Origin of the sequence: Campylobacter sp. (genome assembly GCF_019423325.1) — a bacterium.
In the GTDB taxonomy this organism is placed as follows: Bacteria; Campylobacterota; Campylobacteria; order Campylobacterales; family Campylobacteraceae; genus Campylobacter_B.
In genome coordinates this window covers 233,842-255,949 of the sequence record NZ_JAHZBQ010000002.1, presented here as the reverse complement: position 1 = coordinate 255,949, position 22,108 = coordinate 233,842, and the positions used below count along the sequence as shown (strand labels likewise).

24 protein-coding genes and 1 pseudogene are annotated in these 22,108 nt (G+C 48.3%); 18 read left to right on the top strand and 7 right to left on the bottom strand.

Features of this window, described 5'->3' with window-relative positions; translation table 11 throughout:
- Window positions 1-54 precede the first annotated feature (54 nt).
- The 5 genes from QZ367_RS06245 (at window position 55) to QZ367_RS06225 (ending at window position 4,868) form a co-directional block, all read left to right on the top strand.
- A complete protein-coding gene (locus tag QZ367_RS06245; RefSeq protein WP_291938664.1) occupies window positions 55-1,338 on the top strand; it encodes a hypothetical protein in 1,284 nt (427 codons plus the stop codon).
- Entirely contained in the window at window positions 1,338-2,027 is a 690-nt protein-coding gene (locus QZ367_RS06240; RefSeq protein ID WP_291938662.1) for a hypothetical protein, read from the top strand. The genes QZ367_RS06245 and QZ367_RS06240 overlap by 1 nt, the downstream gene beginning before the upstream one ends.
- A 396-nt stretch (window positions 2,028-2,423) precedes the next feature.
- Entirely contained in the window at window positions 2,424-3,275 is an 852-nt protein-coding gene (locus QZ367_RS06235) for a hypothetical protein (protein ID WP_291938660.1), read from the top strand.
- Between the two features lie 77 nt (window positions 3,276-3,352).
- Complete coding sequence (locus QZ367_RS06230) at window positions 3,353-3,967, top strand: hypothetical protein (protein WP_291938657.1); 615 nt, start codon at window positions 3,353-3,355, stop codon at window positions 3,965-3,967.
- Between the two features lie 592 nt (window positions 3,968-4,559).
- On the top strand, window positions 4,560-4,868 hold the full coding sequence (locus QZ367_RS06225; RefSeq protein ID WP_291938656.1) for a hypothetical protein: 309 nt from the start codon (window positions 4,560-4,562) through the stop codon (window positions 4,866-4,868).
- 575 nt (window positions 4,869-5,443) lie between these two features.
- On the opposite strand, the gene QZ367_RS06220 is transcribed toward QZ367_RS06225, so the two are convergent.
- Entirely contained in the window at window positions 5,444-5,923 is a 480-nt protein-coding gene (locus tag QZ367_RS06220) for a hypothetical protein (RefSeq protein WP_291938653.1), read from the bottom strand.
- Complete coding sequence (locus QZ367_RS06215; protein WP_291938651.1) at window positions 5,923-7,011, bottom strand: class I SAM-dependent methyltransferase; 1,089 nt, start codon at window positions 7,009-7,011, stop codon at window positions 5,923-5,925. The genes QZ367_RS06220 and QZ367_RS06215 overlap by 1 nt, the downstream gene beginning before the upstream one ends.
- A gap of 203 nt (window positions 7,012-7,214) precedes the next feature.
- Here QZ367_RS06215 and QZ367_RS06210 point away from each other — a divergent pair, with 203 nt between their 5' ends.
- The 10 genes from QZ367_RS06210 to QZ367_RS06165 all read left to right on the top strand — a co-directional run bounded on the left by QZ367_RS06210 (window position 7,215) and on the right by QZ367_RS06165 (window position 16,388).
- The gene (locus QZ367_RS06210) at window positions 7,215-8,222 is read left to right on the top strand and encodes an AI-2E family transporter (RefSeq protein ID WP_291938649.1); all 1,008 of its coding nucleotides are present in this window, start codon (window positions 7,215-7,217) and stop codon (window positions 8,220-8,222) included.
- A 101-nt stretch (window positions 8,223-8,323) separates the two neighbouring features.
- Entirely contained in the window at window positions 8,324-8,683 is a 360-nt protein-coding gene (locus QZ367_RS06205) for a nitrous oxide-stimulated promoter family protein (protein WP_291938647.1), read from the top strand.
- Between the two features lie 252 nt (window positions 8,684-8,935).
- Window positions 8,936-9,712 carry a hypothetical protein gene (locus QZ367_RS06200; protein WP_291938645.1) on the top strand — a complete coding sequence of 259 codons (777 nt, stop codon included), beginning with the start codon at window positions 8,936-8,938 and terminating at the stop codon, window positions 9,710-9,712.
- A 61-nt stretch (window positions 9,713-9,773) separates the two neighbouring features.
- Window positions 9,774-10,340, top strand: a complete 567-nt coding sequence (locus tag QZ367_RS06195) for a molybdenum cofactor guanylyltransferase (RefSeq protein WP_291938644.1) — start codon at window positions 9,774-9,776, stop codon at window positions 10,338-10,340.
- Window positions 10,330-11,508 (top strand): phospholipase A, encoded by a 1,179-nt coding sequence (locus QZ367_RS06190; protein ID WP_291938642.1) that lies wholly within the window; start codon window positions 10,330-10,332, stop codon window positions 11,506-11,508. The genes QZ367_RS06195 and QZ367_RS06190 overlap by 11 nt, the downstream gene beginning before the upstream one ends.
- A 153-nt stretch (window positions 11,509-11,661) precedes the next feature.
- Complete coding sequence (locus QZ367_RS06185) at window positions 11,662-12,588, top strand: branched-chain amino acid transaminase (protein WP_291938640.1); 927 nt, start codon at window positions 11,662-11,664, stop codon at window positions 12,586-12,588.
- Between the two features lie 8 nt (window positions 12,589-12,596).
- Window positions 12,597-13,676: an SPFH domain-containing protein gene (locus QZ367_RS06180; protein WP_291938638.1), complete on the top strand. Its 1,080-nt coding sequence runs from the start codon at window positions 12,597-12,599 to the stop codon at window positions 13,674-13,676.
- 289 nt (window positions 13,677-13,965) lie between these two features.
- Entirely contained in the window at window positions 13,966-14,823 is an 858-nt protein-coding gene (gene hisI, locus QZ367_RS06175; protein WP_291938636.1) for a phosphoribosyl-AMP cyclohydrolase, read from the top strand.
- Between the two features lie 240 nt (window positions 14,824-15,063).
- Window positions 15,064-15,954: an NTF2 fold immunity protein gene (locus QZ367_RS06170; protein ID WP_291938634.1), complete on the top strand. Its 891-nt coding sequence runs from the start codon at window positions 15,064-15,066 to the stop codon at window positions 15,952-15,954.
- Window positions 15,955-16,190: 236 nt separating this feature from the next.
- Window positions 16,191-16,388, top strand: a complete 198-nt coding sequence (locus QZ367_RS06165; protein ID WP_291938632.1) for a hypothetical protein — start codon at window positions 16,191-16,193, stop codon at window positions 16,386-16,388.
- Between the two features lie 90 nt (window positions 16,389-16,478).
- Here QZ367_RS06165 and QZ367_RS06160 read toward each other — a convergent pair whose 3' ends face one another.
- The 5 genes and pseudogenes from QZ367_RS06160 to QZ367_RS06140 form a co-directional block, all read right to left on the bottom strand.
- The gene (locus tag QZ367_RS06160) at window positions 16,479-17,366 is read right to left on the bottom strand and encodes a hypothetical protein (RefSeq protein ID WP_291938630.1); all 888 of its coding nucleotides are present in this window, start codon (window positions 17,364-17,366) and stop codon (window positions 16,479-16,481) included.
- A gap of 9 nt (window positions 17,367-17,375) precedes the next feature.
- A complete protein-coding gene (locus QZ367_RS06155) occupies window positions 17,376-18,131 on the bottom strand; it encodes a disulfide bond formation protein B (RefSeq protein WP_291938629.1) in 756 nt (251 codons plus the stop codon).
- A gap of 9 nt (window positions 18,132-18,140) precedes the next feature.
- The gene (locus tag QZ367_RS06150; protein ID WP_291938627.1) at window positions 18,141-18,308 is read right to left on the bottom strand and encodes a hypothetical protein; all 168 of its coding nucleotides are present in this window, start codon (window positions 18,306-18,308) and stop codon (window positions 18,141-18,143) included.
- Between the two features lie 553 nt (window positions 18,309-18,861).
- A complete protein-coding gene (locus tag QZ367_RS06145) occupies window positions 18,862-19,122 on the bottom strand; it encodes an AraC family transcriptional regulator (protein ID WP_291939285.1) in 261 nt (86 codons plus the stop codon).
- 108 nt (window positions 19,123-19,230) lie between these two features.
- A pseudogene (locus QZ367_RS06140) lies at window positions 19,231-19,449 on the bottom strand (AraC family transcriptional regulator N-terminal domain-containing protein); the annotation flags it as partial.
- A gap of 91 nt (window positions 19,450-19,540) precedes the next feature.
- On the opposite strand from QZ367_RS06140, the gene QZ367_RS06135 reads away from it, so the two are divergent.
- The 3 genes from QZ367_RS06135 (at window position 19,541) to QZ367_RS06125 (ending at window position 22,076) form a co-directional block, all read left to right on the top strand.
- Window positions 19,541-20,197, top strand: coding sequence for an aldo/keto reductase (locus QZ367_RS06135; protein WP_291938625.1), 657 nt, complete (start codon window positions 19,541-19,543; stop codon window positions 20,195-20,197).
- Between the two features lie 135 nt (window positions 20,198-20,332).
- Window positions 20,333-21,241 (top strand): SDR family NAD(P)-dependent oxidoreductase, encoded by a 909-nt coding sequence (locus QZ367_RS06130; protein WP_291938623.1) that lies wholly within the window; start codon window positions 20,333-20,335, stop codon window positions 21,239-21,241.
- 178 nt (window positions 21,242-21,419) lie between these two features.
- Window positions 21,420-22,076: a carboxymuconolactone decarboxylase family protein gene (locus tag QZ367_RS06125; RefSeq protein ID WP_291938621.1), complete on the top strand. Its 657-nt coding sequence runs from the start codon at window positions 21,420-21,422 to the stop codon at window positions 22,074-22,076.
- Window positions 22,077-22,108 lie beyond the last annotated feature (32 nt).

The following is a 22,108-nucleotide window of genomic DNA, read 5'->3' as shown; positions in this document are numbered from 1 at the left end:
AGGCGGGCAAATTTTAAATTTACGCGGTAGGCCTATCGCGACAAGGAGGGCAAAATGAGACTTGAGCGTATCGGCGAAGACTCGGCGCTGATCGCGCGCATAGAGGCGATCAACGTCGCAGCGTTCCCCGAAATCGAGCGTATCAGCATAAAAAATTTCTTAAAAATGTCGCGTAAAGGACAGCTCGAAATCGCGGCGATATTCGAGGATTTTAACGCCCTGGGCGTTGGCGCGGCTGATAAAAATTCCAGCGCGGCGAGCGAAAATTTATGCGCGCCGAAGCAGGATTGCTGCGAAACGAGCCAAGATCGCGATGCTGCGAGTAAAAATTCCGATGCGAGCGACTGCGGCGCGGTAGAATTAGCCTCTTTGAATTCCGAAAATCGCAGCGTGATAGGTAAAAAATCCAATGCGACGTGTGAAAAATCCAGCTTGGAAAGTAAAAATCCCAGCGCAGAGGCAAGCGAAAATTCCAATGCGGCGGCGCAAAATTTAAACGGCGAGGAGCTGGTTGGCTTTTTCGTCTATAGAACCGAGCAAACCTACAAGCGCGCGGTTTCGCACCACAAACAGCCGCCGCCTCGCCTAAATGCGGATAAAATTTTAAGATCCAAAGCCCATAGCGGCGCGGAATTCGCTTGTAATGCGGGATCTTTCGGCGCTGCGAGCGACGAAATTTCAAGCTACGTTACGAGCGATGAAATTTTAGATTTAAGCGCTAGCGACGGGGTTTTGGGCGCGGGCGCGGATCAAGGGCTAGTGAGCTATAATATAGAAGGCGCAGACGGCGATTTAAAGCAGATGAGTGCGGGAGAAATTCTATGTTGCGGTGCCACGACAGATAAAATTTCAAATGTGAGCGTGCACGACGAAATTCCACCGAGCGCTATGAAGAGCGAAATTTCGTCCGATACCGTAAAGGGAAAGATTTTGCACTACGATGAGAGCGAAATTCCAAGCGGCGGGGGGAGCGAGATTTTTTACGTGGCCTACCTCGGCATCGATGCGAAATTTCGCGGGCTAGGGATTGGCTCAAGGTTGCTTGCGCTCATCTCCGAGCAAAATCCAAGCGCGCAGATTGTCCTTGACGTCGAGCCGCCGCACGAGGACGCGCCCAATCTCGCGCAGCGCCTGCGCCGCATAGAATTCTACGGCAGGCACGGCTTTCGGCGCTGCGGCAAGTTTTTCAACTACGCGGGGCTAAGCTTCGAGATCCTTGCTAAGCCGCCGCTAAGCGCGCCGCAGCAGGGCTTTGACGTAGCGAGCTTCGTGAAATTTATCGGCGCGGGCAATAAATTTAGATTTAAAATCACCGACGCGCCGCTATACAAAAACTGATGCAAAAGCCCGAATTCAGCCTTATCTGCGACGATACATTTTATAGAATTTTCTCCGCCTCTATCCTTGCGTTTTTTTGCATTTTTATCTCTTTAGACATCGGCGGATCGGGGGAGCTGTTTTATACGGATAGCCCGCTACGCTCGCAGCGAGCCAAGCCCAGCCTGACGATCGTTTTTATGTTTTTAGCGTTACTTTATCTGCGAAGCGGTAGCAAAGAGGCGGCGCGCGTGGAATTTGACGAGCTTAAAATATCCTTTCGCAGAGGGCTAGACAAATACGATCTTATGCTTGGATGCGTCGATCTGATAGAGCCGTCGTTCGGCTTCGTGCGGACGTTTCGCGTGCCGTTTATAAGCTACGAGCGGTTTTTGAAACTGCAAGAAATTTTAAAATTCTTGCTTCTTTTCGCATACGTCGCGGGCGTGTTTTTGACGATCAAATTCGGCTTTGTCGAAGCTGCGATCTATGCAGCGGCGGGCATTTTTGCTATTTTGATCGCCTCAAAGCTCGTCGTCGCGCGGAGGCTAGACGGACGAGCGGGGCTACGACTGCGCGACTGCCTGCTACTGCGCGGGAGGGACGATACGGGCGCGGCGGTATTTTTTTGCATCCGTCCTAGCCGCGCCGAGCGCGAAGCTTTACGTATATATTTTTTGAAAAATTTCAGCTACGACATTAAGGCGTGAAATTTTTCGGTTTTCAGCGTAAAATTTAGACCCGCGGGGTAGTCTGGCTACGGCTAAACGTAAACGAAGCACAAAGGCGGATGCTGCGCGAGTATTTCACGGCGAGATTGGGGCTGGATTTCGAGTGAAATTCTGCCCGCGGCAGTCGCAGATGAGATCGCTCAGTACTCGCAGTAGTCCTCTAAGCAGTCGCAAACAAGCTCGCTCTGTGTCTAAAAAGCCTCATAATTAGTCGCAAGGATTCACATTGTCCGTCCGCTTAACGAGGATGATCGCCGCTCGTCGCAACTCGCCTCGCCGCAAGCGCCTCCGCAAATATCCTACGCTCTTAAACGCGTCGAAAGCGAGGCGGTGATAAAATGCGCTTCGTCAAAAATCATACCGAAAAGGAATTTTATGAAGGATTACGACAAAGAGCCGATTAAAATCATAGACAGAGCGGTTTACTTTCAAAACAATATCGTTCTTTTTCTTTCACTCGGTTGCTTATATAAAATATTCAATTTAGAAGTTACTCCGTTAAACTTGAAATTTTACACGCATTTTAGTGCCGATTTAGTTATGTTTATCGTAGTGGTCTTTTTATTGTTGCCGGCTACATTACTTTGGCCTATTAAAAGAAAGGGCAGTCCCGCGTATTTTTTATTGGAAAATAATAAAATCAGCTATATAAATGCTTTCGACGATAAGCCCGGATCGCTAAATCAGGCGCTAAATGATTTTTATTTTGTCAAGAAAGAGGAAATAATAAAAATTTGCGATGCCTGCGATATAGATAAGGCGAGTTTTTGTGTTATATCGGAGCTATACAATAGCTTCGGTAGATTTCACTATTTTTCGTCCTACGAGCTGTATAAAAAATCGTCCATAGGGGTACACATAGGAAAGGTTGTATTGTTTTTATATCATACGATAAATTTCATATTGTTCATCTTGCCGTTTAAAATTTATATGCTGATAAGAGCGGATGAGCCTTTGGGCTTAATCCGCAAAAATATCGTGCTAAGGTTCAAAAATAGAAATTACTTCCTTATAAATATATATTCTAGGCGAGATCTGGATGAGATACTAGAGTATTTTAAGCAAAAAGGCGTCCAAGTTACGGATAAAGTGGTCTTTATGCCGCAGGCGCAAAATAAAGGCTTGTTTACCGATAAAAACGAAATTTGGAGCGATGATTTTAGCGATACGCAAATTCCAAAAGACACGTTTAAGCGAAAGCTTAGGCGATTTTTTAGCTTGGATTAAAGAGCGATTCCGTCCGTTTCAGCGTAAAATTTAGACCCGCGGGGTAGAATTACAAAAATTTTTACATGGAGCAAACAATGAAAAATTTCTTTCTAGCCGCAATAGTTTGCGCGCTTTTTAGCGGTTGTGCATATGAAGTGCAGTTTAATCAAAACGCCGATGTGGCGCCGTTTGACGATACTATAAGCGCGACTAACGCCATGCAAAGTGCGCTCATTTACATCCCTGGCGAGCTAATGGGGACAAAAAGCTACGTCGCAAGCTCGAAGTTAGGCAGAGACGATGAGCTTAAAATCGACGTCGGCGAGTTCGTCGCAGGCGAGGCAAAGCGCTTCTTCGGCACCTACCTAAGGCGCGTAAGCGTTACCGACGACGAAAAAGCGCTGCAAGGCAAAGGGCTCGTCATCGCGCCTGAGCTTAGTTCGTTCGGCTTTGGCTTTTACAGCTCCGACGGCATCGACGTTTCGGCAAAGCCCTATGTGCGCTACAATCTACGTTTAAAAATGTTTAAAAATGGAAAGCCGATCTACAACCAAAATATCGCCGTAAACGAGCGCAACTTCGGCGAGGAGGAATTCTTCGGCGGCGGTCAGGGCTCATACGCACAGATCGGCGGAATCTTTCAAAAATCGATGGCGAATGATTACGCCGTGCACGCCAGAGAGATTTTGGACGTAATCAACGACAACTAATCGCGCTTGCGCCTTTGTGCGTGGTAAGCGGCATCTGGTCGATTATTTTTGCCCGCCGTCTTGTGGTAAAATTTGTCGCGGCGATCTTGAGGCGCGTGCTTGCGGATCGTTGCGCCTAAGCTCTGCGATATAATTAGCATGGCTTTAAAGCTCCCATAGATGCGCTTTCTTGCGGTATTTACTCATTTGGGGCATTGGATTTTGATATCGAGTTTGCCAGCACTCTAGGCATCAAATTTAATCCCGCAAGTTGCGTAAATTCCGCAAAAATCGCGTTATGAAATTAACTTGGCAGCTCATATTTAAGGTGCGGCGAGCCAATAAATTCCGCACTTTGACATACTGCCTAATTACGTTTTTTAGGGCTAAGCTCCGCAAATAAACTTTTCGCGTTCGCTGCTACGCTTGCATAAAATTCCATATTTGCAGTACCAAAAATTCGCCCTAAATTTAAAGCACCGATTAATATTAATTTTTATGTCATTACTAAATTTTTTAAGGAGAGAATTACGAAAAAGTTTTATTGCTTCCGTTTGCTTTCGCGGCGCTTTTTGCGGCACCAAGCTGCGATAATGTCCAGCTCAAAGCGGCTGTGGAAGGTATCAATAAGAGTGCACCGCTGAGAGTCGATGAGATTACCACTTTAACGGGCGCCGAGTGCAAAGACGGCACTTTTATCTACAACTACGAGCTAAACGACGGCATGGGGCTAAAATTTGACAGTGTTGGAAATGATCAAAAAACCGTGATACAAAATGTCATAGATAGCCAAAATAAGCAAATTTTTTGCAACCAGATGAAGGTAATGCATCCGTTAATAAACAGCGCGATATGGAGCTATAAGATAAAAAGTGGCGAAGAATTTATAAGGGTAGAATTTAAGCCTAGCGACTGCAAGTAGCGCTTGTGCAGGATTTAAAATTTAGCGCGGCGTGAGCCTTTGCCTGCTCGCCCGCGCAGCATCCGTTTAAAATTTATCCGCTTCGCTTTTGATTTCGCCTGTGCAAAAGCAACATGCTAAAATTTCTGCTTAGCTTTTACAGCGCCGCCGCGTATAGTATGACGCATATCAGCGTGTATTTCGTCGCCACAAAGCGCTAAACGCGCCGAGTCCTTTTTGAGCCGCGATCTAATTTCGTGCTGGGTTCTGCCAGTGGCGTTTTTCATTAAAATTTTACTATTTCACGCGGAATTATATCTATGTAGCAGCGCAAACACCGCGTAAAGCTTTCGCGCGAAATTCTATAAGTTACGGAATTTTATTTGAAACAGCATCGTAGATTTTGAGTCAGAATTTTAGGATTTATTACGCTACGTTTGCAGCGATAAAATCTTGCTAAATTTTATCCGCGATCTGCTCGCAATAAAATTCTGCGTCAAAGCATGAGCCTGTTCACAAACTTGCAGAGGTGCCAGCCGCCAATGTGCCGCCACACAAAACGCGACTAATCAAATACCTCGCTTGGGTTTTAAAATTCACCGTTCGCAGCTATTTTTATCAAGCTTTAGCTGTATTGGCGGCAAACCCTCTATCTCGTAATTTAACACCATCGTTTTGCCTAGCTCCCGCAGGCGTTGCGAGAATTCCGTGCTGCAAAAGCCGGCCTTCGCCTTAGCAAACAGCATCTCTTTTAAAATTTCCGCATCACCCGCATCCAGCGCGCTAAGGTCTAAATTCGGTGAGCTATTTAGCGCGTAATCGTATATGAAGCTACCCTCTTCGCATGCAGCGCCTTTTAGAGTCGTAGCATCGTCGATCCTGCGCGGCGTGCCCTCGTTTATCCGCACTAGCGCATCTCGCACCTGCTTGCTTTCGCAGAAGTTTCGCTCTAGCTCGCCGCGTTGTTTCTCCGCATAAAATTCCATCGCTACGTTTGCCAAAATTCCGACTCCAAGTAGTACTAGTAAAATTTTAATCGGCCTATTTAGCCGCGCACTTAAGCTTCGCGCGTCCATCAGCGCGCCCTTTCGCAACAAAGCAGCGTGTGTCCGACGCCGAGTCCGTCGTGAATTTGCGAAATTTTAAGCCCTGCGCGCTGCGCAAATTTAATCATATCGTCCGAATGATAAATTTTGCTATTGCCGTTTGCCATAGCGGCGAAATACACGCTGATCTGCGTCATGCTATACGCGGCGGTTTCGTAGCGCTGCCTGTCCCAAAACGGCTCCAAAATATAAAGCCGCGTCTCCGCGCTCATCGACTCCGCCGCGCGCGAGAGGATGCTTACGATCTGCTCCTCGCCGAAGCAGTCCAAAAACTGACTGAGCCAGATCGCGTCAAAGCCGCACGGAAAGCGCGTGGCGGGATCCAGCAGATCGGCCGCAAGCCCCTCTATGCGCCCTGCGCCCTGCGCGCCTGCGACGGCGTCTTTCATCAGCGCGATCTGCCCCGCAAGATCCATTATCGTGACGCGCACATTTTCGTCGTAGCCTACGCACCGCTTAGCAAAGCGCCCCGTATTGCCGCCTACGTCTAAAATTTTATCCGTCTTGCGCGAGAAAATGATCTTTAGCGCGGGCTCAAACGCCAAATCCGAATAAAAATGATCAAACGCCAGCCAGCTCTTGCGCACGTGCGGCGGCAGATGCGAAAGCGCCTCGTAGATCGTGGCCCACTGCCCAAAAACCTTTAGCCCCTCTGGTTTGCCCGATTCTAGCGTCTCTTCGAGCCTAAATAGCCCCTCGTAGCACACGTCGTGGATGAAGTCCATATCAACGTCCACCATCTCGTCGGTGAGCAGAAAATACCCCGCCTTGCTGAGCCGAAATTTCTCGCCGCACAGCAGCACCGTGCCGATGCTAAGCGAACTTTCCAAAAGCAGCTTTACGGCGTATTCACTAAGCGAGAGTTTCTGCGCGATCTCATTTATGCTTAGCCCGTCCCGCGCCTCATTAAGCGCGCTTAAAATTCCAAATTTTTTCATCAGTCGCGAGACCTGAAAGACCACCGGCGCGAAGGCGATCGCGTTCGCCGTCCGCTGCGCCTCGCCCGCGCTTTGACGCTCGGCGCCGTAGCGGTCTAAAAGCTGCTTGGGAAGTTTCATTTTTGATCCTGCTTATGTAAATTTCACAAAATTTTAGCAAAAAATTCTAACTTTTCTTGCGCCCGCTAAGAATTTGCGCATATCTTAGAATTCTGCGATGAAATTTTAAAATTCCGTCTTAAAATTTATGGAATTTTAGTTAAAATCTTTTTACCAAAATTTCGCGTAAAAGCTCTGCGAAAATGTCAAATTTAGGAGAATCCTTGAAGCTTCAAATGTCCTTGATGTCGGTTGCTTGCGTCGTAATCATCCTGGCTGGTCTTAAAGCCGCGCAGGCTATCGTCGTGCCATTTTTGCTAGCTATTTTCATCACGGTGCTCGTCTCGCCGCTGGTGCTCTACGTCCAAAAGATCCGCGTCGGGCGCGTCTTTAGTTTCCTCATCATCACTTTCGCTTTCGTGGCGATTATAGTGTTTTTCGGCGCAGTCATCTTCGATGCGATCAAGGAATTTTCAGCGCGCCTACCCGAGCTGCAAGCAAAATTTGAAGAGGTGCTAGGAGGCGTGAGTGCGAAGCTCTCTCTATTCGGCATAGAGCTTAACGCCGCAAGCCTAGGCATTGATCCGAGCGAAGCCGCCGCGCAGCTATCTGCACTACTTCGCAAAACAGGCTCGATAGTCTCGACGGGATTTTTCATTTTTATAATGGTTTCATTTATGGTCTTTGAAAGCTCCGTGATCGACGAAAAAATCCGCTATTTTTCGCAAAGTAGCCGTGCTACGCACACTTTCGTGAAGAAATTTGCCTCCAGCCTCAAAAAATATCTACTAATCAAAACTATCGCTTCGGCTTGCACCGGCGCGCTCATCGGACTTGGGCTGTGGGCTCTTGGTGTCCCATATGCTGCGCTGTGGGGGATTTTAGCTTTCGTGCTAAATTTCATTCCTACGATAGGCTCGATCGTAGCGGTCTTTCCGACGCTTTTTGTGACGCTAGCTACGATGGATATAAGCTCTAGCATCTGGACTATCGCAATTTATTTGGTTGTAAACGTAGCGATCGGAAATATCATCGAGCCACGATTTTTAGGGCAAGGGCTCGGGCTTTCAACGATCAGTGTGCTTGCAGGGCTACTGCTGTGGGGCTTCGTGCTTGGTATCGGCGGGCTATTTTTGGCTGTGCCGCTTACGATGAGCTTGCAAATCGCGCTTGCTTCAAACGACAAAACACGCTTCATTGCGACTCTATTAAGCAACAAGGTCGAAAGATAAAGCGAAATTCCGCGGAATTTTAAAATTCTATAAATTCTAACTTGAGCGCGCTCAAGAGTATTTTTGTCTCTTTTAGATAAAATCCGCCCAAAGGATCAAATATGACGAGCGAAAAATTTATTTACGAAGTAAATACGGTGACGAAATTTATCCAAATTTACTGCGATGGCAAGCATGCGGATGCGCTTAAAAAAGATGGCGCCGTGCTTCATGACTATAAAGACGATAAGGGGCTAGTGCAGACGCACTTTCATCTCTGTAGCGACTGCGAGCGGATGCTGCGTTACGCCTACGCGCGCTTACGCGCCTGCCCGCATACCGAAAAGCCACGCTGTCACCACTGCCCGCATCCGTGCTATGAGCGTGAAATGTGGGTAAATATGGCTAAGATGATGAAATATAGCGGCATGAAGCTAGGACTTACGAAGATCAAAAAGCTTTTTTCGTTTAAAAAAAGCTAATTTGTGCGGGCAATTTAGTTAAAGTTTGCGGGTAAAATTTATCTCTGCAAACCCGCTTCATCTTTATGCAAAAAGTATAAAAAAGCAGCGTGAGAACAAGCACAAAAAGATATAAAAATCAATCAAAATGCTAAATTTTAGTGCGTAAAATTCTGCCTTGCAAACGCAAATCCTCCGCAATCCTTGATAATAAATAATTAAATTTGAGTTTATAGTTTTAAGTTAGAATTGTGCCCAATCAAAGGAGAAAATATGAAGGTCATTACCATCGCGGTCGTTAACGGCAGGGTCGTAAACGAAAAGGAATTAATCGCGTCTATCGCCGATTATGACGATTTTACCGCGGTTGCCGAACAACTCCGTAAAGGGCTGAAATCAAGGTATTTTACATCTAGAGAGCATGCGAGGATCTACAAAAAAATCAGCGTCGAGACGGGCTTTAGGCGCGTGCGATTCGACTACAAGCCATATAAAGATAAAATTTCAAACCTCATCGCCGAGGGCTACACCGTCAAGGCGATCTTAAAAAAGATCGGCGAGGAGGACGAAGCGTTCAAAAACGCCGTTACTGCGCCCGGGCTTACGCACTTTATCTCCGTGACGTTCAAAGATGAAAAAACAAGACTTCGCGCAATCGCCCAAAAAAGCGAAGATTTCTTATACGCGTATCGCTTCGAAATCAAAAAAATGCACTTCCAAGGCATCAGCAATAAAGAAATTTTAAAGTATATGAAATCTCACTACGAAAAGGATTTTGCCAAAGTAAGCGAGCGCGATCTAGCCGCTTTTATCGAGGCAAACGCGGTGCTGGATACCGACCGCAAACTCTCGCTGTATAAAAAGCCAAGCCTTTACGATCCGCATTTTAGCGAGATTATGAAGCTTTACGCAAGCGGTATGCGAGTCTATGATATCTGGAAGACGCTTAAAGCCAAATACCCCGAGCTAGCCAAGCTTCAGGCGCCGAGCCTTTATCAGTTCATCGCAAACAACGCCCTTGGCAAAGCCAAATATATGCAAAAAGACTGATATGTCCGCGCTTCTTTCAAATTTTACTTTCAAATTTAAAATTTCGCCGCGATAAAGATCGATGAAAGCCGGTGAAATTTCTATGAAAACCTGCGTCATTCTCTGCGGTGGCAAAAGCTCGCGTTTCGGCAGCGATAAAACGCTGTTTCCATTCCGCGGGCATCCCAGCATGACGCACTTTCTTTTTTCGCGCTTAAACCGCGAGTTTGAGCGGGTTTTCGCCTGCGCCAAAAGCTCTAAATTTAACCCTCCGCTTCCTATGATCTACGACGAATTTGAGGAATTTTCGCCGATGGGCGCGCTGTATTCGGCGCTAAAGCCCTTTAGCGGCGAGCGCATTTTTATCATCCCCGCCGACATGCCCTTTGTAGAAATTTCCACCATTCGCGCTCTTAGCGAGCAAGAGGGGCAAATTTGCGTAGCGGGCGACGAAGAGCACAGGCATAGCTTGTGCGGATTTTTTGACGCAGCTCTCGCGCCGCGCGCGCTTGAGCTCTACCGCGCGGGGGAGCATAAGATCGGCGCGCTCATCGATCGCGTAAATTCTAAAGTGCTAAATTTCAAAAACAAAGAGCAGTTTTTAAATATAAATTATCAAAACGATTTAAAGGGCGTAGATGAAATTTAAAGCTTTAATGTTCGCGTTTTGCGCCATGAGCCTAGCCGCACAAGACCTATCCGAGCTATACGCAAAGGCTAGCGAATACGAGGCCAAGGGCGATTACAAAAACGCGATGATCTATTACAAAAAGATCGCCGCGGCAAGTCTAGCAGAAAGCGGCGAAAAGTCGCGCCGAAATTCAGCAAAAAATTCTACCTCGTCCGCAGAAAACCGCGCTTCGCACGATGATACCGCCGTTTTAAACTCCGCTGAGTCGCAAAATTCTGTCGCACAAAATTCCGCCGCGCCGAAACCTGTCGCGCCAAATTCTATTTCGTCAAATTTCGCAGACGCAAACTCGGCTGCGTCAGGCTCTGCGTCAAATTTAGCATCATCGAATTCCGCCTCGCTATCTCAGAATTCCACGACATCGAGTTCTGCGATGCAGGACGAACGGAATTTTCTAGCGCAAAATTCCGCGCCGCAAGGCGAGCAAAATGACCGAAATTTTGGATTTTTAGGGCTTAAATACTACGAGCCGATCTATATGCTCTTTACTCACGATTTTAGCAAGAAACCCGATCGTAAGGCTGACGAGCTGCATTTTGAGTTTAGCTTCGAGCGCCCGATCACCTACGACGTGCTGGGGTTTGGAGAGAAAATTTCATTTGCTTACGCGCAAAATTCCTGGTGGCAGATCACGCAGGATAGCGCGCCTTTCCGCGAGAGCAACTATCGCCCCGAGCTCTACGTTAGCGCGCCGGTGCCGTTTGCGGACGAGTTAAAGATAGGCGCAATGCACGAGTCAAACGGCAAGGGCGGCGAGGAATCGCGCTCATGGAATAGGCTCTACACCCAAAGCACCTGGAGTGCGGACGGATTTTCGATCACCCCCAGAGCGTGGTATGCGTTTTGGCTGGACCGCACGAACGAGGACATCGCGGATTATATGGGCTACGGCGATCTGCGCGCATCATACACCTTCGGCAAGCAGCGACTTAGCGCTCTGTGGCGTAACAACCTACATTTTGACGGCAGTAACCGTGGCGCGATCGAGCTAAACTACAGCTTCCCGATCTTTAACAGCGGATTTTACGGCTATCTGCGCTACTTCAATGGCTACGGCGAAAGCCTTGCGGACTACAAACGCAGCGTCAATAAGATCGGCATCGGGCTTTCTTTCGTGGAATTTTAATGCCATCTGCACCGAGTTGCGAGCTAAATTTGAACTCACAACTCGTTGTGCGTCTTAAAATCGCACCAAATTTCAACCGCTTTTAAATTTCTTAGAAATTAATATTGTTTTAGCTAAAATCGCAGATTAAATTTTAAACAAAAGGATCAAGAAATGGCACAAATTCAAGAGGCCGAGCTCATCTGGAAAGACGGCAAACTAATCCCCTGGGCGGAGGCTACTACCCACGTTTTGACGCATTCTCTGCACTACGGAAACGCCGTATTTGAGGGCGTACGCGCCTATAAAACCGACAAAGGCTACGCGATTTTCCGCTTGGACGAGCACACTGCCCGTCTTGAAATTTCGGCAAAACTCTGCCTGATCAAGCTTCCGTTTAGCTTCGAGCAGCTTCGTCAGGCCCAGATCGACGTCGTCGCGAAAAACCGCTTCGATCAGACCGTCTATATCCGCCCGCTAGCATACTTCGGCTACGGCTCGATGGGCGTTTCATCTACGAACTGCTCGGTAAACGTCATCGTAGCAGCGTGGCAATGGGGCGCGTATATGGGCGAAGAGGCGCTACGCAAGGGCATCAAAGCCAAAATTTCATCGTGGATAAAGCCGGCGCAATTTTCGATGATGGCAAAAGCCAAAGCGAGCGCGAATTATTTCAACTCGCAGATGGCAAATTTCGAAGCGGTCGATGCGGGATACGATGAGGCGATACTGCTCGATCCGCAGGGCTTCGTCGCGGAGGGGCCGGGCGAGTGCCTATTTATCGTAAAAGAGGGCGTCATCATCACTCCGCCTAACGACACCAGCCTAGAGAGCATCACTCAAAATTCAGTCATAGAAATCGCGCGCAGCCTGGGCTACGAAGTCCGCAGAGAGCGCATCGCTCGCGATCAGCTCTATGCCGCGGACGAAGCGTTTTTTACTGGCACCGCCGCGGAGGTCACGCCGATTAGCAATATCGACGGTAGGATCATCGGCAAGGGCGAGATGGGCGAGATCACGAGTCACTTGCAAAAGGCGTATTTCGCCGTCGTCACGGGCAAAGACCCAAAATTTGAGCACTGGCTCACATACGTTAAATAAGGACACGCATGCCAGCGGATTTGAATGATTATTTTAATAAGAAAAATGGCGATAAAAAAGGCGGGAATTTAAATTTTAAAATTCCTAATTTTGGAGGAATGGGCAAGTTTAGCGGCGTGATTTACGCGATAATCGCGATAATAGCGCTACTAGTGATCTCAAAACCCTTCGTCACGATCCAATCCGGCGAGGTGGGGATCAAGTCAAATTTAGGCAAATACGATCCGACGCCTCTTGGCGCGGGACTTCATTTTTTTGTGCCGTTCATACAGGACGTATTCGTCGTAGATACTCGCACGCGTATCATCAACTACACCAGCAGCGAAGATATGAGCGCGGGTATCGCTACTAAAAGCGGCACCGCGGGCGGTATCATTAGTAAAAACTCGCTTTCGGTGCTAGACTCGCGAAATTTGCCCGTCAGCATCGACATCACCGTGCAATACAGGCTCAATGAAGCCACGGCGCCCAACACGATCGCCGAGTGGGGCTTTTTGTGGGAGGATAAGATCATCGATCCGCGCGTAAAGGACGTCGTGCGCAGCGTCATCGGTAACTATGCCGCCGAGGAGCTGCCTACCAAACGCGACGAGATCGCTAAAGCGATTGACGACGGCATCCGCAAGAATATCGAAGCACTGCCGAATTCGCCCGTAGATCTGCTAGCCGTGCAGCTTCGCGAGATCATCCTGCCGGCGAAGGTAAAGGAGCAGATCGAGAGCGTGCAGATCGCCAAGCAGGAGGCTGAGCGCACCAAATACGAGGTCGAGCGCGCAAATCAAGAGGCGCTTAAAAAGGCTGCTCTTGCCAAAGGTAACGCAGACGCCGTCAAAATCGAAGCTCAAGGTCGCGCCGATGCCGCTAAGATCGAAGCCGACGCGCAAGCCTACGCCAACAAAGAGGTCGCAAAGAGCTTGGATGCAAATCTTTTAAGCCTCAAGCAGATCGAGACGCAGGCCAAATTTAACGAGGCGTTGCGCGAAAACAGCGACGCAAAAATTTTCCTAACGCCGGGCGGCGCGGTGCCTAATATTTGGGTCGATACGAAAGATAAGGCGAAGCAAAGCGCCATCGAGCGGGAAAATTAAAATTTCAGGCAGTTATACGCCCAGATTTCGCGAACTAAATTTAATAGCGAGTTGCTCCGGGCGCATAAGCTTAACTCGTAATTTTGCGAGCCAAGCTTAGTAGCGAGTGAAAGCTCGTGACGAGCAGAACTCGCGCCCGTTACGGTTTAAGTCTAGCGGTCGCTTAAAATTTAGCCGCTAGATTTGTCCTTTAAATTTACGAGGCATGCCGCTTCGTAAATTCACAACTCAAATTCCGCGTGCGGCGGCTAAATTCAGGGCGCGCGACTTCGCAAACTAAGGATCAAAGATGAAGGTAGATTGGCAAAAATTAGGCGGGCTGCTCCCCGCGATCGTGCAGGACGCGGGTGACGGCGCGGTTTTGATGCTCGCGTATATGAACGAAGAGGCGCTAAGCCTGACGTTGCAAACGGGCTACGCGCACTACTTCTCGCGCAGCAAGGGGCGCATCTGGAAAAAGGGCGAGGAGAGCGGGCATGTTCAGCTTGTGCGAGAGGCTTTTTTGGACTGCGATAACGATACGCTGCTACTTAAGATCGAGCAATGCGGCGGTAGTGCCTGCCATACGGGCTCGCGAAGCTGTTTTTTCAAAGAGATTTCGTTGCAAAAACGCGGCGAAAATATCCAGAGCCCGGGCGCTTGCGATGCAAAAAATTCCGCAATTCAAAATTTCACGGCGGTAAATTCCGCCGCAGAGTGCAGCGAGCAAAATTTAGACGCCGCCGCGCAAAATTCTACGCTCGAAAGCTCCGCAGAAAAAAGCCCGTATGGTATTTTGGACGAAATTTATCACGTCTGCTTGGATCGCAAGCTAAACGGCGAGCCCGCGCTCTCCTACGTCGCCTCGCTCTACGCGAAGGGCGAAAACGCCTATCTCAAAAAGATCGCCGAGGAGGCGTGCGAGTTCGCGCTGGCGTGCAAGGACCTTTCGCGCAGCGAGCTTTACGCAGACATCGCGCGCGAGGGCTTCGGCGAGCATAGAGTGGGCGAGCCGCGATACGACGTGATTTACGAGGGGGCGGATCTTTTATTTCACCTTCTGCTCGCACTTGCAGCGCGCAATATCCACCCAGACGCCCTACTTGACGAACTAGCGCGCAGGCAAGGGCAAAGCGGCATCGAGGAAAAGCGGCGTCGCGAAAAATGATGCGTAAAATTTAATCACAAAAGCACCTTTTCCGCTCGCCCACTTTGCGTGACAAGCTAAATTTAAAAAAACATTGCCGAAATTCTATGTCGAATTTCAACGACGAAAGTACATTTTAACCGCGCTATTGCCGCAAAATTTAATCGCGCTGCGCGAGCAAATCCGCGCGTAAATTTCAGCGCCTTGCGTAAATCGCAAAATTTCACTAAAATTTTAAAATCAAATTTTAAAGGATAGCTGATGAAGCAGATCACGATGCAGGAGGCTTTGGACGCGGTTAGCGAGCGCTACTGCAAAGGCCATCACTACGAAAACGTAGCACTCACCGATGAGATGGTGCGCCGCATCTGCGAGGTAAAAAGCCTCGTAAATATGGGCTTTATAGCCACGGCGATTACGGACGCGGCACTAGAGCATCTAGCCACGCTGCCGAAGCTTGCGTATCTGTTTTTGCAAGATAGCGATAAGATAAGCGGCGAGGGCTTTAGATACTTTGCAGCACACGCCAAGCTCGAACACATCGGCATCGAAAACGTTAACATCACGGATGAGGGGCTAAAAGCGATCGTGCAAATCCCAAAGCTAAAATCACTGCGCCTGGTCAATTCGCGCGTGAGCTTTACGGGGCTGCTAGCCGCGGCAGATACGAAAATCCAGTTTTATCTAGACGGCGGGCGCTTTAGCAAGGGGCAAATTGCGGAGTTTGAGCAGGCGCAAAGAGACGCCGCAAAGGGCAAAAAGAAGCTTGATCCCCAGGACGCTGCGGCGGCACGCGGCGCGCTGCTTGCGTTTTTCGCGGCGATGAGCGAATGGGAGAAATTTGCCACATCGCGAATTGATGACGCAGACGACGGCGAGGTGCAGCGCAGATGCGACGAGCTCTTTGCGCGCTACTGCACGCCCGTTAGGCGCAGCGGCTTTCGCCCCGAGGGCATTTCGTTTTCGATGATGGAGGGCGGCACCTACGGCGGGTACGAGCTAACGGACGCCGAATGCGAGAGCAAAAATAAAATTTACATCTACGCCAAGGACGAACACGGCTTTGCGCGCCGCTTCCTGCTCGTGCGCAAGAACGGGCGCTGGCTCGTAGACAGATGCCAAGACATGGACGGCAAAAACCGCGGGCTGTAAATTTGAGCGCAAAACGGGGTTTAAATTTCATTCTCGGCGCAATCGCAGAGATAAAATTTAGCCTGCCGCGGGCACTGTGATAAAATTTCATCGGCGCTGCAAAAACAAAGATAAAGAGAGCAAATGGACGGTAAAATTTCTGCGTACGACGCGCACGGCGATCAAAGAAAGGCGCGAATGAAAAGGCGAATTTTCTCCGAGCTGGGCGGCTTCGTGATAAAGGGCCCTCGCGCTGCTTGCGCGCTATCTGGATGAGCACGGGCTTGCGAGCGGCGACGTTCTTGCTTATTTTACGCAGACCGAGCACGGGGGGCGCGGTCACAGAAGAGGGTATCGCGGTGCCGTATTGGGCGTCCGCAGCTTTAAAATTTCACAGCACTTATAATCCATATATAATGACGCTGGAATTTAGCGGCACTAATGTATTTTTTTAGAAGTCAATGTTTAATCAAAATTTTATAATTTTAGATGTGGAATTCGCGTTTAAATCAATTAAATTTAAGCCGCCAAAGACGGCTTAAATTTCACCTCTCAAAAACGAAAATTTTATTCGTTCCGTTTTCTCTCGTCGCGACGTAAAATTTTCCATCCTTGATAGCTAGCGCATGCGCGTCGTTTGCGCCTTCAAAGCTATAAACCTCCACGATCTTTCTGCTGCGCGGATCGAGCTTTAGGATGCTTGAGTATTGCTTCGAGAGCAGATAAACAAACTCGCCTTGCGCATCCATACCCGTGACGTAGTAGTCGTTTATATCCCTGCCGTCCTTTACGCCGAGAGTCTCGTTGAAGCTCGGTACAAACTCGCTCGAGAGCAGATTGTCGGTATCGCTAAAGCTCGCCATACTCCAGCTTTGCTTTATATTATCCGGCACGCTAGCGACGAAAAACTCGCCGTAGAAATCCGAGTGATCCCACGAGAGGATGAACTGCTGCTTAGCGCGCACGGTGGAGTAGCGGTCCTTGAAATCGAGCGTGAAATTTTCATATCCGTCGTGCAGATAGCGCCACGCTTTGTTTGCTTCCTCTTTGCTTTGGTTCGGTGCGGGCTTGAAAAACTCATAGGTTTTATTATAGCTCATGAGCCCTACCGAGCCTTTAAAAAAGCTCGCTGCGACGGTTTCTTCCATCTGCATTATCCAATCGGGTGTGCTTCGTAGATAGCTTTTTACGGTTTTTAGCTCGCCGTCCATTTCGTAGAGCTCGAATTTTAGCGTGCCTACCAAAAAGCTTCCGCTCGCCGCGTCGTAGTCAAGCCCCGTGACGGGATTATTGTTGTTTAAATTTAACGTTATCTCGCCGCTTTTGCGTAGCGGCGTTAAATTTGTCACTGCGCCGTCCGCAGGATTTAGATTAAATTCGTCGCCCAGCGCCAGTGCGGCGCACAAAAGGGTTAAAGTTAAAATTTTTCTCATATCGCGACCTCATTTCGGTAAATTCGGTAGTTTTGGATTCCAGCTTTCGCGGAAGTCAATTTCGGTCTCCCCCCAGTGATCAAGCTCCCAAAACCACTTTGACGGATCGACGCTCATGCGCGAAGGCGTCGCGGAGGCTAGATAGGGCGGAGGACCTGCCGTGATGAAAGCCTGAACGCAGTTAAAAGCCATGATGATCGCAAAGGCTGCCACGGCTATCTTGCCTAGCGCGAAGCTCGGCAGAACCGCACCGTATGCGCTCTCCTCGCTTTTTTGCATTATTTTGCCTACGTTTTTGCCTAGCAGCAAAATCACTCCCAAAAATATAATGACGCAAAAATGCACCACTACGACCCAAAACTGCGTGTGTGCGCCTAAAATTTCAAGCCCGAAGCCCTGCTTGATGTCGAGGTAACCGCCGCCGGTGCCGTCGAGGCTGTAGTGCAAAAAGCCGTCGTATAGCCCGAGGCATGCTAAAAAGAGGATCGCGGCTAGGTATTTGACCGTAAAGCCGTATCTAACGATCAATAGGGCCACAAATGAGATCGCGACCATGCAAAATCTCTCGTGCCAGCACATGATGCAGGGGCTATCGCCCATGCCAAAGCCCAAAACCAAACACGCGATACCTACGGGCAGGGCGATGAGGGCGAGGGCAGCAAGGGCGAAAAGATTAAAAAACCGCTTTTCATCTTCGCCCCAGCCCGCAGAAATCTCGGCGCCGCGAATGAGGCTTTGAGACATTTTATCTTGCAAACTTTTCATTGCTCGCTCCTAAAAATTTCCCATAGGCACGACGGCAAATTTATTCACCCATGCCATCATGATGACGAGTATTGCGATACCCGCAATACCAAAGCCCATAACCGCGCGCTTTTTCTCAGGTCTAAACCACAACAAAAGGCCCGCGACGAAAAACATCAGAACCATTAAAAATTCCATATTTTCTCCTTTCTTACTGAAATTTAATATCGTAAAAATATTACTATTTTGCTTATTAGACGTATATTAAAAATTATGTTTTTATCAGTATAAATAAATTTTTATGAAATTTCATGATACTAAAATAGCTATTTTTAAGAAAATTTTTTCTATTCCAGCTTGATTTAAATTTATTTAAAACGTTTCGGTTGACTTGATTCTGCTTGTGCAGGCCGCGTGATAAAACGCCACGCGATTGAAATTATAAAATTTAGCAACAAGGTGGGCAATGACTTCTAGCGTAGCAGCAAGCAAACGGGGGGCAGTTATCGTTTACGGTATAGGCCAGCTTTCTTGTAGTGTGATACCCCCTTACAGTGTGTTAGCCATACTGCACGCAACTATTCTCTTGTGTCTTGGTTGCCCCTCTTATGACGTGGCTATTTTTCTACCAGGCGTTTGTTTCTGTCGCGGATGCTACTTTATTGCGTAGTTATTTCGGCTTACGCTCGACATAAAATTTTTAAGATTGCCGAAGCTCATCCAAACCGACCATTTTAATTTCGCCCGCTTTTTAGTCTCGAAGCGTCTGCGCGTGAGCTTTAGGCAACATGCCGAACATCCTCGCGTACTCCCTGCTGAATTGCGACGGACTTTGGTATCCGACGTCAAAGACCGCTTGAGAAGCCGTGCCACTTTTGTTTTGCAAGATATATCTAGCTTCCTGCAGTCTAATGCGCTTTTGAAAATCAAGCGGGCTTAGCGCGGTAATTTTTTTGAAATTATGATAAAACGACGACGTGCTGATGCCGAGCTCGGCCGCCAACTCGCGCATGTTGATCGGCTCTTTAAAGCGGCTTTTAATCTCTCTCATTGCGCGCGCGATGGAGTTTTCCGCCGTGCCCTGCATGACGAAGCGGCTGAGAAATCCCCCGGCGCCGCTTAAGATCAGCGTGTATAAAATTTCTTTTATCGCTAGCCGCCCGAGGTGCTTTAGGCTCGCAGGCTCCCGCCGCAGCAAAGAGATGAGCCTAGAAACGGCGTCCGCGATCTCGTAGCTCATATCGCCGAAGTATAGGCTGCTTTCAAGTCTGCCCGCGCGGTTCTGCCCCTCTATCTCCTTGAGTGCCTCAAGAATATTCTCGCTTTGAAATTTAATGCTTACCGATAGAAACGATCAGCGCTCTACCTGCCCCAAAAGCGGCAGGTCGCTTGCGCAAAGTAGGAATTTTTGCATATCGTAGAGATACTGCTTGCCGCTAAATTCCACCATTTTACCGCCACGCAGGCACAAGCGCGCGCTAAAAGCCTTTGATGCGTCGATGAAAAAGCTAGGGCTTGACTACCTCGACCTTTATCTCATTCATCAGCCATATGGCGATATTTACGGCGCGTGGCGAGCGATGAGTAGGCTTAAAAAAGAGGGTCGCATCCGCTCTATCGGCGTTAGCAACTTCTACGCCGATCGGATCGTCGATCTGTGCGAAAACAGCGGCGTCATCCCTGCGGTAAATCAGCTTGAGTGTCATCCATTTTTTCAGCGTGAAGCGTTAAAGCGCGTGCTTGATGGCTACGGCGTAGCGTTTGAGTCGTGGGCTAGCTTCGCCGAGGGTAAAAACAATATATTTAAAAACGCCGTACTAAGCAGTATTGGTGAAAAATACGGCAAAAGCTCAGCTCAGGTTATTTTGCGCTGGTTAATTCAGCGCGACATCATCGTCATTCCAAAGAGTGTAAAAATAGAGCGAATGAAGCAAAATTTCGATATTTTTGATTTTGCACTTGCACCTGATGATATGGCTGCTATCGCTGCGCTTGATACAGGCAAGACGCTATTTTTCGACCACGCAGATCCCGAGCGCGTAAAGTGGCTCGTAAACTGGATGAAGCATAATGCACCAAAACAATAAAAACAAGCCTATCTTTCGATCACGGCGATCCGCAATCTGTCAAAAGGCGGCGATTAAAAGGCGAGAATTTATAAAAACGCGATATTAGCTGGCGTAAATTTAAACGCGAAAGAAAATTTAATAAAGAAGAAAAACATGGAAAATCAAATTTGGCTTATCACGGCCGCTACGGGCGGCTTTGGAGAGAGTTTGGCAAAATATGCTCTAAGTAGAGGCGATAAGGTCGTCGCTACGTCAAGAACGATGAGAAAACTAAATGAGAAATTCGGCGACGAAAGCGAGAATTTTTTACCGTTTGAATTAAAATTCGAAGGCGATCTGCAGGCTAAATTTAAAGCGCTGGTAGAGGCGACGCAGAAAAAATTCGGTCGCATCGACAACCTCGTGAATAACGCCGGATACGGACTTTTAGGCATAGTCGAGGAGACTGGTGAGGCTGATTTAAGGACGCAGTTTGAGATAAACGTCTTTGCGCCGTTTTTACTAACGCAGGCCGCGCTTAAACTAATGCGTCCGCAAGCGATAAAAGACGGCGGTAGCGAAGAGAAGATTGTCGCTCGTATCTTTAATCTAAGCTCGATCGGCGGCTTTCGTACGAGCGGGGCTAGCACGCCTTATTGTATGAGTAAATTTGCCGTTTCCGCGCTTAGCGAGGGGCTAAATTTAGAGTTAAATCAGTTCAGTATTCGCGCGATAAACGTCATGCCAACGGGCTTTAGGACGGAATTTTTAGCCGAAAGCTTAAAAACTGGTGCGGGCGCGATCAAGGACTACGATGAGTTTAGAAGCGCTACTATCGAGAAATTTAAGGCTTACAACGGAAAACAGCCGGGTGATCCGGCGACCTTTGGGCCCGTGATGTTTGAGATCTCGCGCCAGGCTATGCCTGCACAGTATCTTTTTATGGGCTCAAGCGTCTTTAAAAACGCCGAGCAAAAAATGGCGCTCGTGATGGCGGATATGAAGGACACAAGAAGCATCGCAGGAGAGGCGATGGACTTTAAGGACGCGACGGCGTCGGCGTTTGATAAGCGAAATAAATAGTTTTGCATTTCGTTAAGCGGTCTACTTTGCGAGCGGCTTTGAATGATTTTTACTTTATTGGCGCTCGTATGCAAGTTGCAAGACGAGCCTTACCAAAAAAAAGGAGCAAAGATGAAAATTTTGGATTATTTCAGTAGCTCAAGTCGCTTTAAATTTAAACACGGCAAAGGAACAAACGATGGTGAATTTTAACGAGCTTCCGCGCGCGGCAAAGCTAAACGGAGCACTTAGCGACAAACAGCTAGCGCTCGTTAGCATGGCTGCTTATGCGGCGGCGGGCGATGCGGACAAACTAAAAGGCGCGCTGCAAAACGCTCTAAAAGCAGGGCTTAGCGTGAGCGAGATCAGAGAGGCGCTGTCGCATCAAAGCGCCTACATCGGCTTTCCGATGGGGCTAAACGGGCTTTTGGTTTTTAACGATTTCATAAAAGAGCGCGAGGCGGCGGGCATAAAAGACGAGGCGGACAGGGACGCGACGCCCCTTGCGGATACCGATTTCTACGCGCTTGGCGAGCAGACGCAAAAATACATCTTTGGGAGCGATTATTCTGGTACGGTACTTTTTGACGCACCCGCGGTCGATCACGGACTGAAGGCCTATCTTTTCGGCTATCTTTTTAGCAGGGATAATTTAGGTTTTTTAGAGCGCGAGATTATCACCGTCTCAACACTAGCGGCGCTAAATGGCGTCAATATGCAGCTAAAATCGCATCTGGGCGGAGCTAGAAATTTAGGCGTAAGAGACGAGCAATTCGAGAGAATTTTTAAAATTTTAGGTGAATGTGTGGGCGAAGCGAAAGCGCAAAATGCAAGGGGGATTTTAAAAAGTCTTTAATGGTCCGGTTGCTTTTTGTATTTAAATTTTAA

Excerpts from the sequence above, each read along its gene's own strand:
- QZ367_RS06180 (WP_291938638.1), top strand. The coding sequence starts at position 12,597 with ATGCCAGCGGATTTGAATGATTATTTTAATAAGAAAAATGGCGATAAA.
- QZ367_RS06150 (WP_291938627.1), bottom strand. The coding sequence starts at position 18,308 with ATGGAATTTTTAATGGTTCTGATGTTTTTCGTCGCGGGCCTTTTGTTG.
- QZ367_RS06130 (WP_291938623.1), top strand. The coding sequence starts at position 20,333 with ATGGAAAATCAAATTTGGCTTATCACGGCCGCTACGGGCGGCTTTGGA.
- QZ367_RS06205 (WP_291938647.1), top strand. The coding sequence starts at position 8,324 with ATGACGAGCGAAAAATTTATTTACGAAGTAAATACGGTGACGAAATTT.
- QZ367_RS06240 (WP_291938662.1), top strand. The coding sequence starts at position 1,338 with ATGCAAAAGCCCGAATTCAGCCTTATCTGCGACGATACATTTTATAGA.
- QZ367_RS06155 (WP_291938629.1), bottom strand. The coding sequence starts at position 18,131 with ATGAAAAGTTTGCAAGATAAAATGTCTCAAAGCCTCATTCGCGGCGCC.
- QZ367_RS06215 (WP_291938651.1), bottom strand. The coding sequence starts at position 7,011 with ATGAAACTTCCCAAGCAGCTTTTAGACCGCTACGGCGCCGAGCGTCAA.
- QZ367_RS06220 (WP_291938653.1), bottom strand. The coding sequence starts at position 5,923 with ATGGACGCGCGAAGCTTAAGTGCGCGGCTAAATAGGCCGATTAAAATT.
- QZ367_RS06125 (WP_291938621.1), top strand. The coding sequence starts at position 21,420 with ATGGTGAATTTTAACGAGCTTCCGCGCGCGGCAAAGCTAAACGGAGCA.
- QZ367_RS06235 (WP_291938660.1), top strand. The coding sequence starts at position 2,424 with ATGAAGGATTACGACAAAGAGCCGATTAAAATCATAGACAGAGCGGTT.
- QZ367_RS06245 (WP_291938664.1), top strand. The coding sequence starts at position 55 with ATGAGACTTGAGCGTATCGGCGAAGACTCGGCGCTGATCGCGCGCATA.
- hisI (WP_291938636.1), top strand. The coding sequence starts at position 13,966 with ATGAAGGTAGATTGGCAAAAATTAGGCGGGCTGCTCCCCGCGATCGTG.
- QZ367_RS06200 (WP_291938645.1), top strand. The coding sequence starts at position 8,936 with ATGAAGGTCATTACCATCGCGGTCGTTAACGGCAGGGTCGTAAACGAA.
- QZ367_RS06230 (WP_291938657.1), top strand. The coding sequence starts at position 3,353 with ATGAAAAATTTCTTTCTAGCCGCAATAGTTTGCGCGCTTTTTAGCGGT.
- QZ367_RS06190 (WP_291938642.1), top strand. The coding sequence starts at position 10,330 with ATGAAATTTAAAGCTTTAATGTTCGCGTTTTGCGCCATGAGCCTAGCC.
- QZ367_RS06160 (WP_291938630.1), bottom strand. The coding sequence starts at position 17,366 with ATGAGAAAAATTTTAACTTTAACCCTTTTGTGCGCCGCACTGGCGCTG.
- QZ367_RS06195 (WP_291938644.1), top strand. The coding sequence starts at position 9,774 with ATGAAAGCCGGTGAAATTTCTATGAAAACCTGCGTCATTCTCTGCGGT.
- QZ367_RS06170 (WP_291938634.1), top strand. The coding sequence starts at position 15,064 with ATGAAGCAGATCACGATGCAGGAGGCTTTGGACGCGGTTAGCGAGCGC.
- QZ367_RS06185 (WP_291938640.1), top strand. The coding sequence starts at position 11,662 with ATGGCACAAATTCAAGAGGCCGAGCTCATCTGGAAAGACGGCAAACTA.
- QZ367_RS06145 (WP_291939285.1), bottom strand. The coding sequence starts at position 19,122 with ATGCGCGAGTTGGCGGCCGAGCTCGGCATCAGCACGTCGTCGTTTTAT.